The sequence below is a fragment of the Glaciimonas sp. PCH181 genome (genome assembly GCF_003056055.1).
In the GTDB taxonomy this organism is placed as follows: Bacteria; Pseudomonadota; Gammaproteobacteria; order Burkholderiales; family Burkholderiaceae_D; genus Glaciimonas.
In genome coordinates this window covers 1,867,880-1,880,277 of sequence record NZ_PYFP01000001.1, presented here as the reverse complement: position 1 = coordinate 1,880,277, position 12,398 = coordinate 1,867,880, and the positions used below count along the sequence as shown (strand labels likewise).

General features: G+C 52.0%; 14 protein-coding genes, 1 tRNA gene and 1 pseudogene. 8 read left to right on the top strand and 8 right to left on the bottom strand.

The features are described from left to right. Positions 1-54: 54 nt before the first annotated feature. Positions 55-618 (bottom strand): LuxR C-terminal-related transcriptional regulator, encoded by a 564-nt coding sequence (locus C7W93_RS08760; protein WP_108439659.1) that lies wholly within the window; start codon positions 616-618, stop codon positions 55-57. A 359-nt stretch (positions 619-977) separates the two neighbouring features. On the opposite strand from C7W93_RS08760, the gene C7W93_RS08755 reads away from it, so the two are divergent. From C7W93_RS08755 to C7W93_RS08730, 6 genes are all read left to right on the top strand, one after another. Continuing rightward, positions 978-1,673, top strand: coding sequence for a CoA transferase subunit A (locus tag C7W93_RS08755; RefSeq protein WP_108439658.1), 696 nt, complete (start codon positions 978-980; stop codon positions 1,671-1,673). A 115-nt stretch (positions 1,674-1,788) separates the two neighbouring features. Beyond that, positions 1,789-2,442 (top strand): 3-oxoacid CoA-transferase subunit B, encoded by a 654-nt coding sequence (locus tag C7W93_RS08750; RefSeq protein ID WP_108439657.1) that lies wholly within the window; start codon positions 1,789-1,791, stop codon positions 2,440-2,442. 261 nt (positions 2,443-2,703) lie between these two features. Beyond that, positions 2,704-3,570, top strand: coding sequence for an alpha/beta fold hydrolase (locus C7W93_RS08745; protein WP_108439656.1), 867 nt, complete (start codon positions 2,704-2,706; stop codon positions 3,568-3,570). A 118-nt stretch (positions 3,571-3,688) separates the two neighbouring features. Beyond that, complete coding sequence (locus C7W93_RS08740) at positions 3,689-4,039, top strand: RidA family protein (protein ID WP_108439655.1); 351 nt, start codon at positions 3,689-3,691, stop codon at positions 4,037-4,039. A 7-nt stretch (positions 4,040-4,046) separates the two neighbouring features. After that, positions 4,047-6,311 carry a bifunctional (p)ppGpp synthetase/guanosine-3',5'-bis(diphosphate) 3'-pyrophosphohydrolase gene (locus tag C7W93_RS08735; RefSeq protein WP_108439654.1) on the top strand — a complete coding sequence of 755 codons (2,265 nt, stop codon included), beginning with the start codon at positions 4,047-4,049 and terminating at the stop codon, positions 6,309-6,311. 133 nt (positions 6,312-6,444) lie between these two features. After that, positions 6,445-6,519, top strand: a tRNA-Val gene (locus C7W93_RS08730). Between the two features lie 16 nt (positions 6,520-6,535). Here the strand turns inward: C7W93_RS08730 and C7W93_RS08725 are convergent. Next, the gene (locus C7W93_RS08725; protein ID WP_108439653.1) at positions 6,536-7,510 is read right to left on the bottom strand and encodes a LysR family transcriptional regulator; all 975 of its coding nucleotides are present in this window, start codon (positions 7,508-7,510) and stop codon (positions 6,536-6,538) included. Between C7W93_RS08725 and C7W93_RS24605 the strand changes: the two genes are divergently transcribed. Both C7W93_RS24605 and C7W93_RS25025 read left to right on the top strand, forming a co-directional pair. After that, positions 7,510-7,668, top strand: coding sequence for a hypothetical protein (locus C7W93_RS24605; protein ID WP_161539903.1), 159 nt, complete (start codon positions 7,510-7,512; stop codon positions 7,666-7,668). The genes C7W93_RS08725 and C7W93_RS24605 overlap by 1 nt on opposite strands. Positions 7,669-7,755: 87 nt before the next feature. After that, the gene (locus C7W93_RS25025; protein ID WP_225869788.1) at positions 7,756-8,163 is read left to right on the top strand and encodes a hypothetical protein; all 408 of its coding nucleotides are present in this window, start codon (positions 7,756-7,758) and stop codon (positions 8,161-8,163) included. 343 nt (positions 8,164-8,506) lie between these two features. Here C7W93_RS25025 and C7W93_RS08710 read toward each other — a convergent pair whose 3' ends face one another. The 6 genes and pseudogenes from C7W93_RS08710 to C7W93_RS08680 form a co-directional block, all read right to left on the bottom strand. After that, positions 8,507-9,058 carry an NADPH-dependent FMN reductase gene (locus C7W93_RS08710; protein ID WP_108439651.1) on the bottom strand — a complete coding sequence of 184 codons (552 nt, stop codon included), beginning with the start codon at positions 9,056-9,058 and terminating at the stop codon, positions 8,507-8,509. 115 nt (positions 9,059-9,173) lie between these two features. Continuing rightward, positions 9,174-9,332, bottom strand: a pseudogene (locus C7W93_RS25020) (carboxymuconolactone decarboxylase family protein); the annotation flags it as partial. 314 nt (positions 9,333-9,646) lie between these two features. Beyond that, positions 9,647-10,351 carry an alpha/beta hydrolase gene (locus tag C7W93_RS08695; RefSeq protein ID WP_108439649.1) on the bottom strand — a complete coding sequence of 235 codons (705 nt, stop codon included), beginning with the start codon at positions 10,349-10,351 and terminating at the stop codon, positions 9,647-9,649. A gap of 25 nt (positions 10,352-10,376) precedes the next feature. Then, positions 10,377-11,195, bottom strand: a complete 819-nt coding sequence (locus C7W93_RS08690; RefSeq protein WP_108439648.1) for a class III extradiol ring-cleavage dioxygenase — start codon at positions 11,193-11,195, stop codon at positions 10,377-10,379. 16 nt (positions 11,196-11,211) lie between these two features. Continuing rightward, positions 11,212-11,622, bottom strand: coding sequence for a DoxX family protein (locus C7W93_RS08685; protein WP_108439647.1), 411 nt, complete (start codon positions 11,620-11,622; stop codon positions 11,212-11,214). A gap of 86 nt (positions 11,623-11,708) precedes the next feature. After that, positions 11,709-12,341 (bottom strand): NADPH-dependent F420 reductase, encoded by a 633-nt coding sequence (locus C7W93_RS08680; RefSeq protein WP_108439646.1) that lies wholly within the window; start codon positions 12,339-12,341, stop codon positions 11,709-11,711. Positions 12,342-12,398 lie beyond the last annotated feature (57 nt).

Sequence of the window (12,398 nt, the reverse complement as noted above, 5' to 3'; positions counted from 1 at the left end):
CTTGCCTGGACTGGCTGGCATTCGATTAAGCCAGCCATCCACATCGCGCATAGTTTATTGATTAACTGCACCAAGCAGTCTGTGTACCAGTTCACTGGAAGTCGCCGCGGTAAATTTTTTCATCAGGTTGGCGCGATGCATTTCTACTGTACGCGGACTTAAGCCGATTTGCTTGCCGATTAATTTGCTGGTTTTTCCTTCCACCAGCAGCGCGGCAATTTCACGCTCGCGTGGCGATAATTCGGCGGAGACTTTGCGCTTTCCACTTAAATCTTCAAAAGTCCAGATCCCGGCGGCATGCATGTCGGTGGGAACCAGAGTGTGACCAATGACATGGCACCAGAACAGGTCACCATTAGCCCGGCGCATGATGCGTTCGTCTGAATAAATACCCTTGGCATTCATAATCGGCACGATGCGTGCGCCAGTGCGTTCGAATTCATCCGCTGTTGGGTAAAGAATCTGAAATGACTGACCATCCAAATCGCCCGCTTCATAGCCAAATATCTTGGTTAACTCGCGGTTGCAGACTTGCATGACACGATGTCGGGAAATGCACAAGCCAACGGGCGCATGCTCGAAAATGGTTTGATAATCAATGGCTGGAGAGTCATTCATGAGCAATGGTTCGGCCCTCGGCTTTGAAATGAGATAGAAGAGAAAGGAATGTGTTTTAGTAACGTTTTGATGACGGGATGCGCTTCGATGGAAATGATCATCTGCTTTTTTCTCCCACGCCAAAAGTGTATTGCGCCGTAGTTTTACCGTATTGTGAGATGAGTCGCTTCATCATATGCTATTAGACGCATTTACAGGCAAAATAGTCTTGAGCCTCCGCAAAATCGCCTCAGTGATGTCATGCTTATTCGCATATAGAGTGCCCCTTACCTTTATAGTGGCTTCGTTGGTGAGTTTGGCAACGCTTTGCTGAAGTGATTTCGCAAAAGTCTACAGTTTACTCAAAAGGAGATAGCAGTATGAACAAAGTTTATCCTGACGCGGTCAGCGCGTTAGCAGGTGTTGTCAAGGACGGCCAGACTATCGCCGTAGGTGGTTTTGGTTTGTGTGGAATCCCAGAGGCGCTTATCGCCGCATTACGTGATTCTGGTGTACAAAATCTGACCGCGATTTCGAACAATGCCGGTGTGGATGGATTCGGTCTTGGTCAACTGCTCAGCACACGTCAAATCAAAAAAATGATTGCATCGTATGTTGGCGAAAATAAAGAATTCGAACGGCAATTCCTCGCTGGTGAACTTGAGCTTGAATTCACGCCGCAAGGTACTTTAGCGGAGAAACTCCGTGCTGGTGGCGCTGGTATTCCGGCATTCTTCACCAAGACTGGTGTCGGTACTTTGGTCGCCGAGGGTAAAGAAATTCGCGAATTCGACGGCGAACAATATGTGATGGAGCGTTCGTTAGTTGCCGATGTTTCTTTCGTCAAGGCTTACAAAGCCGATCGCAGCGGTAATCTGGTTTATAACAAAACGGCACGCAATTTCAATCCAAACGTCGCGATGGCCGGAAAAATTACTATCGTAGAAGTTGAACATCTGGTGGAAGTTGGCGAAATTGACCCGGATGAAGTGCATACGCCTGGCATTTTTGTGCACCGCATTGTCGTCAACGCAACGCCTGAAAAACGGATTGAGCAGCGTACGGTGAGCAAATAAATCCCGACGCCTTAATCGTATATTTAATATTGCAGCTAATACGTGCATTCAAGATCGACTAGCTTTATTAATGCATGGCATTTAGCTGAAAAACTGATAAGAACGGAGAATGAACATGGCATGGACTCGTGATGAAATGGCCGCGCGCGCGGCATTGGAATTGCAGGATGGTTTTTATGTCAATCTGGGTATTGGCTTGCCGACATTGGTGGCAAATCATGTACCGAAAGATATTGAAGTCTGGCTACAATCCGAAAATGGTCTTTTGGGGATCGGTCCTTTTCCAACTGACGATAAGGTCGATGCAGACTTGATCAATGCTGGTAAGCAAACGGTGACATCGCTACCGGGATCGTCTTTCTTCAGTTCGGCTGACTCGTTCGCCATGATTCGTGGCGGTAAAGTTAACCTTGCTGTTCTAGGTGCGATGCAGGTATCGAAAACCGGTGATCTGGCAAACTGGATGATTCCAGGAAAGATGATCAAGGGCATGGGCGGCGCGATGGATCTGGTCGCGGGCGTGAAGCGCGTGGTGGTATTGATGGAGCACGTCGCTACTGCCAAGGATGGTTCAATCTCGCACAAAATTCTCGAGGCTTGCAATTTGCCATTGACTGGAATTGGTGTCGTTGACCGTATTATTACGGATCTGGGTGTGCTGGATGTAACGCCAGATGGCTTAAAAGTCGTTGAATTGGCGACCGGCGTGACTAGAGAAGAATTAAGCGAAAAGACCGGCGTGTCGCTGGATTTTAGCAATCTGCATTAAATCGGTTTTATATCGAAAAAAGCGCTGACGGATATTGTCAGCGCTTTTTTTTTGTCGGGTCCGTTTTCATCCTCGATAGGAGGAGAGGTTAGCGCAAGACAATCGTGCACTAAATGATGGATAGATTGCCCTATCACAATGGATTGTTCATCAAGGTTTATAGTCGCCATTCAGCGGTATTGTCTTTTAGAACAAGTTTTAAAGTGCTAGCGACGGTAGAATAGAGGCTAATCACTCGTATGTTCAACCGGATAAACGCCCATGACTTCAGCTTTGCATAAAACTGTTCAATGTCTTTCTCCTGGTGGTCTGCATACAATGGCGTATCAGGAGTGGGGCGATCCCCACAATCCTAATGTGTTGCTATGTTTGCATGGCGTAACCCGCGTCTCTGACGATTTTGACCAAATGGCGCGCGCGTTGAGCGATACCTATCGTGTCGTCTGTCCGGACATCGTGGGTCGTGGACGCTCGGGTCGCTTACGTGATCCACAATATTATGTTGTGCCGCAATATGTCAGTGACATAGTCACTTTGCTCGCCAGATTAAATGCCGATACGGTGGATGTGGTGGGCACGTCGATGGGAGGATTGATCGGGTTGGGATTGGCTTCTTTGCAAGACAATCCGATTCGCAAACTGGTTCTTAACGATGTTGGCCCAAATCTAAATCCCGAGGCGCTGATTCGTATCGCAGACTACATCGGTGCAGATATGCGCTTCCCTACTTTTGAAGCCGCCGCTGCGTATATTAAAGCGATTTCGCTCCCGTTCGGAGAACATACCGATGTTGAGTGGCATAAGATGGCAGCCGACGTGCTGCGTCAAAATGCCGATGGAGAATGGGTACGCCATTACGATTTAGGATTGGCCGTGCCATTTAAAACCTCAACTGTTGACTCTTATAAGGTCGCTGAAATGATGTTGTGGGCGGCGTATGATGCAATTAAATGCCCGACTTTACTGATTCGCGGCGCGAATTCCGATTTGTTGTCACGTGAAAGTGCGCTGTTGATGACGCAACGTGGTCCTAAGCCAGAGTTGGTGGAGTTGGCTGGCGTCGGTCACGCACCGACTTTTCTGCATGCCGATCAGATCGCCATCGTCAGTCACTTTTTGCTTGGATGAAAAGGTGAAAATGTGCGTAACGAAAATCAATGCCCGAATAGATTAACCATGTCATGGTTGATGACATCCGCTTCAATCGCCTCATCCCGAGATTATTTTTTACTATAAAGGAGACATTATGAGTATCACGCGTTTACATGTAGGAAAGAGATTGTCAGAAGTAGCGATCAATAACGGCACTATTTATCTCGCAGGTCAGCTGGCCGAAGACGTTAGCCAAAATATCGAAGGTCAGACCCGTGAAACATTAGGGCATATTGATCGTTTGCTGACCGAAGCTGGCAGCAGCAAAGAACACATCCTGTCATGCCAAATCTACTTGGCCGACATCAAGGATTTTGCTGGCATGAACGCAGCGTGGGACGAATGGGTTGCCGCCGGAAATTGTCCACCGCGTGCGACCGTGGAAGCCAAATTGGCAAGACCTGAAATCCTGGTCGAAATCGTCATTGTTGCGGCACAGAAGTAATTAGCCGATGGTTGCCATTGCCTCAACACAAGATGCCGCTCAAGTCCAGCTTTGCGCTGGCTTGAGTGCCGACGATAGCGCACGCGTACTCGAGGCGTTAGCATTCGTCGAACCTGTGTATGCGGACCAGACCATCACCACAGGCCAGACCGCGCTGGAATTTTCGCAAGGTGTGGCCAGCATATTAGCGTTGCTCAATACTGATGTAGAAACGCGTATCGCCGGGCTGTTGTTTGAAATGCCCATCATTGATCCGGCCAAGTCGGTTGTGATTGAACAGCGCTTTGGTAAAGAAATCAGCGATTTAGTGGTGGGAATCCGCCAACTGATGCGCTTGCATGGATTTACCTTTGCGCTGCCGCAAGAAGTCATGCGCGGTAAAAATGCCGCGCAACAGGCTGCTACGCAAGTCGAAACATTACGCAAAATGTTGCTTGCAATGGCCAGCGATATGCGCGTCGTTCTGGTCCGTTTGGCGTCGCGACTTGCTGCATTACGGTATTTTTCCGAACACAAATTAGAGAACGAACGCACCAGCCAATACGCTCGTGAGACGCTCGATTTGTATGCGCCGTTAGCCAATCGGCTCGGTATCTGGCAACTCAAATGGGAGCTCGAAGACTTATCGTTTCGCTTCATTGATCCTGCGACTTACAAACGCATCGCAAAAATGCTGGAAGAACGGCGTATCGAGCGGGAAGGGTTTGTCGATGCTGCGATCACCCGCTTGCGCAGTGAGTTGGCGGCTGCTGACATCAAGGCGGAGGTCTCGGGGCGACCTAAGCATATCTACAGCATCTGGAATAAAATGCGCGGCAAGGAACTCGACTTTTCCGAGTTATATGATGTTCGCGCATTTCGTGTGATTGTTGACGATGTGAAGACCTGCTATACGGTCCTCGGCATTGTCCATAATATCTGGGTGCCGATCCCAAAAGAATTCGACGATTACATTTCACGACCGAAACAAAACGGCTATCAATCGCTGCATACCGTTGTGCTGGCAGATGACGAGCGTGCGTTGGAAGTACAAATTCGCACCAATGACATGCACCACTTTGCTGAGTATGGCGTGGCTGCGCATTGGCGCTATAAAGAAGCTGGCGGCTCGAATTTCTCCGCTCAAAAATACGATGAGAAAATTGCCTGGCTGCGGCAATTACTGGCGTGGAAAAGTGAAGTGGTGGACGCCGTTGTCGAGCAAGAAGACAGTCGGCGCGAGTGGCTGGAAAAACTCAAATCTGCCACGCTCGATGACCATATTTATATCCTGACACCGCAAGCGCGGGTAATCGAATTGCCGAACGGGGCAACGCCCATCGATTTTGCTTATCACCTCCACACTGACGTCGGTCATCGCTGCCGCGGTGCGCGTGTTGACGGCGTTATGGTGCCGTTAAATACGCCGCTAAAAAATGGTCAGACCGTCGAAATCATCACCGTAAAAGGTGCGCCGGGAACAGCGGGGCCATCACGTGATTGGCTCACCCCCGGTTATGCGACAAGTGCACGTACACGCTCTAAAGTACGGGCCTGGTTTAACGCTATCGAACAGCAAGAAACGTTATCGACCGGCCGCGGATTACTGGATAAATCCTTGCAGCGCGAAGGAAAAACCGCCGTTAATCTGGAGGAGCTGGCGCGTAAGTTGGGCTTCGCCAAGCTTGATGAGTTGTTATTGGCACTGGCCAAGGATGAGTTTAGTTTGCGTCATGTCGAGCAAGGCTTGCGCGATGAAGAAATCGTCAAGATTACGACCACCGACGTCCAGCAAGAAGAAGCCGCGATTACGCGTAAAAGTCGGGCATCCAGCGTAGAACAGGGTGCCAAGAGCGGTGTACTGGTAGTCGGCACAGATGGACTGATGACGCAACTGGCGAAATGTTGTAAGCCCGCGCCGCCAGACCCGATCGTTGGCTTTGTCACACGCGGAAAAGGCGTTTCGATTCATCGGGAAAACTGTAAAAATTTCGCCGAAATGCGCGTAAAAGCGCCCGAACGCGTTATCCAGACAACTTGGGGTGCGCCAGCGGTCGAGACGGTTTACCCCGTTGATATTTTTGTTCTGGCAAGTGACCGCCAAGGTTTGTTACGCGATATTTCAGAAGTGTTCTTGCGTGAGAAAATCAACGTGATCGGGGTCAGCACACAAAGCGCAAAAGCGCACGCCCGGATGGCTTTCACTGCTGAAATTGCCTCTACTGCACAATTGCAGAAAGCGTTAATGGTGATTCGTGAGGTCAAGGGCGTACTAGAGGCTAAGCGCCAATAGTTCGTTTTATGGCAGGTGGTATGCTGGTTCATACTTGTCGCATGCAAGTATTTCATGCGATAATTCGGTCCTCTTCCGGCGCTTGCTGAATGCCTTATTCAGCTTCAAAAGTGCCGCAACAGTAAGACTAAATGGAAGGTTAGCTCAGGGGTAGAGCATCGCACTCACACTGCGAGGGTCGCAAGTTCGAAACTTGCACTTTCCACCAGAATTTTCCAATAAAATCAAGCGCTTACACCGTTTTGCACAGTTGGTTTTTGCTTTTCTGTGTAAATTCTGTGTACAGCGCTTCGAACTGCTATAGGAGAATTCGCGTTTGGCCTTTTTTGGATGTCCAAGATATCAAGAAGAAACTCAGTAAATGCACGCGCTTTCGGAGCAATAAACCGCGCTTGCGGTGTTACTACATAAAAGGTGCGTGACGTGGTGTCCCATTCAGGAAACATTACAACAAGCGCACCTGATGAAATCAACCTATTGACGAATACGTCCGATATATAGATGAGTCCCTTCCCTTCAAGGGCCGCCTGAATTAAGGCGTCACTACTGTTGTAATTAAGCTGTCCCTCCGGGCGGACGTTATATTGTTCGTCTCCACAGGAGAACTCCCAGGTTCGGGCAACGAAAGTCTCCGGGATGAGCAGTCCAAGACATAGCTTTGAGTCAAGCTCACGCGGCGAGCCGGGCACCTTCAATGACGCAAACAAGCTCGGCGATCCGCACACTGTGTATCGGGCCCGATAGATGGCCCGCGCCACGAGATCGACGTCATCCACATGGTCAATGCGAATCGCGACGTCGGTCTCACGCTCGATCAAACTCCGGGGGTGATCCGTCAACGCCAGCGTGATCGACAATGACGGATACTTTTCGGCGAATGCAGGAAGTACAGGACAGATCAATGCCTTGGCAAACGCAACCGGAGACTCGATCCGAAGCGTTCCATAAACCTTCCCGCTCTGCCCTTTAATTTCGGTTTCGGCCTGCTCGACGCCGCGCAGGAGCTCCACGCAGCGTTCGTAATATGTCGCCCCTTCATCCGTCAGTCTCAGCGAACGCGTGTTGCCCTGCATGAGCGTCACGCCAAGGTGTTTTTCGAGGTTCCTGACATTCGACGTTACTGTCGCGTTCGCGAGGTCGAGCGACTTGGCTGCGCGTGAAAAGCTCTCGCAGTCGACGACGCGAGCAAACACCTGCATTGCCCAAAGCCTACCTCAGGATCAACGAGTTCATCAAGCATGCTGTCGGTGCCGGTCAAGTTGCCCAGTTTCTCGGTCAGGCAGCATTGGCACGAGCGCTATCACGCGGATGCGTCGAACCGCTGGCTGCGCCAAGTGATGGCGCAACTATTTTCTGAGCGTGTACCCGCCGGTGTTATCACTCGCTGAGGTACTGCCGGCGCGCGCGAAGTGTCTGAAATGTGGTTAGGGGTGCGCCAGCGCCCATGTTTATTGCCGGATGGAAATTTTTGGCAAGGGAGGCCAATTGTCTTGGTTTCCACAATTCTCCCTTCCTGCTCATCAGGAGAGTTCTGGCGATAGCCAATCAATCATTCAAGAAATTCGTCGACCCGGCCGACATCGCGGAGCTGATCGTCTTTCTTGCGGGTCCACACGCCCGCCATGACGACTATCCCCGTTGCGAATGCCTTCGGCTGGCAAGCCTCATTGGCGTAGTGGGGTGTGTTGTCGCTGATCGCCGTGAGCCCTTGGTGCATCCAGTTGTTGAGGCTTCGCCGTATTGGTTCATAGCGACGCAAGTAGGCCCCGTCCGGGCACCGGTCACGCACAAGCTGGGCCTGACCCAGTTGGTCACCAGCCCCGTGTCGGTCGGAACAGCACTTCATGTTTAATCTTCGCACCCGCACCACCATGGATTCTGCTGCCATAGCCGGCTTTGCAATGGGCATTGAATACCTCGCCGGGACGCTAGGCCCCTGCTGGGTGGCTGGGCTCTACGCTATCACGGGCAGCTGGACGATGGCGCTTTGGGTGCATGCAGCTACTGTGATTCCCATAGCCACTGGTGGATTGATGATGGCTCGGCCGGGTCGCTACCTTGAGGATAGATTCGACTGACAGCACGCTGGATCTGACTTGGTAGATCGATGGTCAGAACTCGACGGTTCCGTTGAGTTCTGACCATCTTTTCCAGTTCGTGTCACCAATATCTTTGTTTTAGTGTCTCAGCCAACCTCAGCCAACGTGCTTTTTTACCCACGCAACATACTGATCCATCCAGCTTTGCAGGAATGCCTTGCTGTCCGGGCCGATATTGCCGGCACTATCAAACAAGCCATCCTTGGCGTGGATGAATGCTTCCGGTTGGCCTAGCGTTGGTACGTCCAGGTAAGCGAGAACATTGCGCAAATGCTGTTGCGCGACGGCGGTCCCGATGGCACCGACTGATGCACCCAGCACACCGGCCGGCTTGCCCGCCCACGCGCTCTGGCCATAAGGGCGTGAAGCGTGGTCAATGGCGTTCTTGAGTACACAGGGGATCGAACGGTTGTATTCGGGTGTGACGAACAATAGACCTTGGGCAGCAGCGATTTCTGCTTTCAGGCGCTTGACGGAAGCGGCCTGTTGCGCATCGTCATCTTGGTTGTAGAGAGGCAAATCGCCAATTTCCAGCTGTTTGAATGAGAACTCGGACGGCGCCAGTTTGACGATGGCGCTTGCCAACTTGCGATTGTATGAATCCTTGCGGAGACTACCGACTACGACGGCGATGTGATATTGGCTCATGATTACCCTCTTCACGTTTTATGATTGGAAATAGAACTCGCTTTACTGCTTGATTGACGCAGAAAGAACTTAAATTTCACGCCTGCGTGATGCCAAAATCATACAGTGGAATGCCCTAAATGCTGACTTTATTTTGTTTTTTTTTGACTGAAAAAGCACCCATTACCCGTGCCGAATATACCAACGCAGCCCCAGCATTGACAGCAATGGCCACACCAGACGTTTTGGTAACTTTCTCGAGCGTAGCGCCATGCTTGACGGCTCCTTCGGCATGGCGCCATTCCGCTCAGAATTTCTTCGGTCAGCATATATCCTTTGGCATGCAGTTCTTTCAGAATCCGGGATATTCCGTGCACGTTATGCAAAATCACCATATCGATATCGGCAACGAGCTGGTTGTACTCGATGACTTTCCGTTAAATCAGGATACTCAATCGTTTTACGCGAAATCCCTCACACGGCACTCGCCACTGTCCGTCAAGGCATCTTCATCGGTCAAGAAACCGAATACGGGCGAGGTGACGCTCATTTGTTTCATTTGGTTTCATATTAGGTCTTCGTCGTATGGCGATGTAGCGTTGACGGATTTCAATTTCCGTTGACGGATACTTTTAACAGGCCATCAAGCCATTCCAAAAAATCGGTTTTCATGGCCAAGCTGATGCCATGGTCGATGGGATAAAGATGCGTGAGATGCGCCACACCCAATTCGCCCAGTAATTGGTCCGAGCGCTGCGCCCACATCACTGGCAGCTTGGTATCAAACTCGCCATGGCCGATAAAAGCGCGAAGGTTTTCTAGCCGCCCTTTGTCGGCAATATGCGGGGTGAGCTCAGGCAGAATGCGGCCAGACAAAATACCAAAGCCTGCGACGCGTTCGGGTGCGCTCAGGGCCACACTTGCACTGAGGATACCGCCCTGGCTGAAGCCGGCAATGACCGTGTTGCGCGCCGAGATACCATACCGCGCCTGCACCTGTTGCACAAAATGGATCAAGGCCTCCCGGCTGCTCTCGGCTTCTTCAGCCACGATGCTGGGTCCTGCCGAGGTGAATGCAACCCTGAACCAGGCAAATTGCTGCGCCGCCAATTGCAATGGACCGCGCGGAAAGATCACCAGGGTTTGTGGGTCTATGCCCGCGGCAAAGTCGATCAAGTTCGTCTCATTGCCACCGACGCCATGCAGAAGGACCACACACCGGGTGGGCTTGAGCGGCACCGGTTGCCGAATTCGATAAGACAGGCCCAGGTCGGCATCCGTGTGCAGGTCTGGGGTGGATGGGATTGTGTTCATATTGTAATTTCTTTCTATATTCAGACTATGGCGCCACTGAAACAGCGGCGGGCTGAGGCATGCCCCAGACATACGAATCCATGGATAATACGCCGTGGGTGATGCCACCATCAATGGCTTGTACGGTATCGGAATCGTTCTGCGCCCCCAGCGCCACCAAAAGAGGAAGGAAATGCTCTTCCGTCGGGTGCGCCCTCTCGGCATGCGGTGCTTCGGCGCGGTATCGGATGATCCGACTTGTCGCGTTGGCAAGCACTGCAGTTTGTACCCAGGCGGAGAATTCCCTGACATATGCCGCTGGGGCACTGCCCGATTGGCGGAACTCAAAAAGGTTGTGCGTCATACTGCCGGAAGCGACGATAAGCACACCCAGCTCACGCAGTGGCGCCAGAGCTCGCCCCAGCTTCACAGCCTGCAGGCTGTTCAAGTTGTGGGGCATGGATACCTGAAACACCGGAACATTCGCTTTGGGCAGCAGGTGCATCATTGGAATCCAGGCACCGTGATCGTGTCCGCGATGCACATCGAATTCAGTAGCAAAGCCGGCTGCGGTCAGCAATCTGGCGGCCTCTTTGGCGAGTTCCGGCTGACCCGTGGCGGGATACTGCAATGTGTACAAACTGGAGGGGAAGCCGCCAAAGTCGTGCACCGTCCCGGGCTGTTCGTTGCTCATCACTTTCACGCCATGTGTTTGCCAGTGCGGCGACACCACCAACACTGCTTTGAGTGCAGGGAGGTGCCCGCCCAGTTCGTGCAGGCGGGGGCCAAGCACTCCGGGCTCAATGGCAAAGGTGGGGGCGCCATGCGAGATAAAAAATACCGGTGCTTTAGTAATGGTTGTCATGTTGTTTCTGTTTCAATTAGCGGTGGCTGCGCGCGTCAACACTCCATGCACCGGCGCCATTGGCCGCTAGCGCCAGCAAGCCGCCGACCACCGCGATGTTCTTGAAGAACAGCAGTTGTGTTACGTATGCCTGGTCAGCAGGCGCTCCCCAATAGGCGTGGAAGAAGAAACTGGCCACCAGCGTGAACGCAGCCAGGACCAAGGCCGCAAAGCGCGTGCCGAATCCTGCCAGAAGCGCCAGGCTACCCAAAATTTCAACGGTCAGCGCCAACCCTGCTCCGAGGGTGGGAAGTGGCAAGCCTACAGCAGAGATGTAGCCTACGGTTCCGGCGAAGCCGGTAAGCTTACCGATACCTGCGGGAAGGAAGAGCGCTACGAACAGCAGGCGAGAGGCAAGGGTGAGACTATTTTGAACGGACTTGGACATGATGAACTCCTAAAAAATGAAATGAACTAAATGATTGATATGGCTGGATCTCTGCAGGGCTTAGCTCTTGCAGAAACCCCGTATTTTTAAGCGCGTTTGATCCAGGCGGGCGCAATTGAAGTGCCCAGACCTGCGCCATAACCCAGATAAATGTTGAAGCCGGCCACCGGTTCCAGATAGCGGGCATTTTTCAGGCCACCGGCATCTACCGTGACAAAGCCCATGCTTTCGGCCAGCGCTTTGGCGGTCTGCTTGGCGCGCGCGCTGTCACTGGCAACAAACACCGAAACGGTCTGGCCGTTGCCAAAGTCAGCGCCATCCGACAGTACCTGTGCAAACACCGTGTTGAAAGCCTTGACAACTTCAGCACCGGGAATCGCCTTGGCGATTTCTTCTGATGCAGAGGTGCTGTGGCCCAAGGTCAACCCCATGTAGTCGGCAGTCAGTGGGTTGGTGATATCGATGACGACCTTGCCTGACAAGTCGCCCACACTCTTCAATGCAGACACGGCATCATCGTAGCTGGTTGCCAGCACGACCACGTCGGCGACCGCTGCCGCATTGACTGCAACAACGGCAATAGCATCTGGGTTGGCAGCAGCCACAGCCTGTGCTTTTCCCAGATTGCGGGTGGTCACGGTGACCTGGTGGCCAGCGCGGGTGAGTTGTTTGACGAAGGCTGAGCCCATGTTGCCGGCGCCGATGACTGTTACTTTCATGATGCTTCCTTTTATTAGTTTAATTTGTCTGTTTGCAGATACTGCATCGACTCAACG

Coding starts and splice junctions, on each gene's coding strand:
- C7W93_RS25025 (WP_225869788.1), top strand. CDS start 7,756: ATGTTTATTGCCGGATGGAAATTTTTGGCAAGGGAGGCCAATTGTCTT.
- C7W93_RS08685 (WP_108439647.1), bottom strand. CDS start 11,622: ATGTCCAAGTCCGTTCAAAATAGTCTCACCCTTGCCTCTCGCCTGCTG.
- C7W93_RS08755 (WP_108439658.1), top strand. CDS start 978: ATGAACAAAGTTTATCCTGACGCGGTCAGCGCGTTAGCAGGTGTTGTC.
- C7W93_RS08695 (WP_108439649.1), bottom strand. CDS start 10,351: ATGAACACAATCCCATCCACCCCAGACCTGCACACGGATGCCGACCTG.
- C7W93_RS08750 (WP_108439657.1), top strand. CDS start 1,789: ATGGCATGGACTCGTGATGAAATGGCCGCGCGCGCGGCATTGGAATTG.
- C7W93_RS08710 (WP_108439651.1), bottom strand. CDS start 9,058: ATGAGCCAATATCACATCGCCGTCGTAGTCGGTAGTCTCCGCAAGGAT.
- C7W93_RS08740 (WP_108439655.1), top strand. CDS start 3,689: ATGAGTATCACGCGTTTACATGTAGGAAAGAGATTGTCAGAAGTAGCG.
- C7W93_RS08725 (WP_108439653.1), bottom strand. CDS start 7,510: ATGCAGGTGTTTGCTCGCGTCGTCGACTGCGAGAGCTTTTCACGCGCA.
- C7W93_RS08735 (WP_108439654.1), top strand. CDS start 4,047: ATGGTTGCCATTGCCTCAACACAAGATGCCGCTCAAGTCCAGCTTTGC.
- C7W93_RS08745 (WP_108439656.1), top strand. CDS start 2,704: ATGACTTCAGCTTTGCATAAAACTGTTCAATGTCTTTCTCCTGGTGGT.
- C7W93_RS08680 (WP_108439646.1), bottom strand. CDS start 12,341: ATGAAAGTAACAGTCATCGGCGCCGGCAACATGGGCTCAGCCTTCGTC.
- C7W93_RS08760 (WP_108439659.1), bottom strand. CDS start 618: ATGAATGACTCTCCAGCCATTGATTATCAAACCATTTTCGAGCATGCG.
- C7W93_RS08690 (WP_108439648.1), bottom strand. CDS start 11,195: ATGACAACCATTACTAAAGCACCGGTATTTTTTATCTCGCATGGCGCC.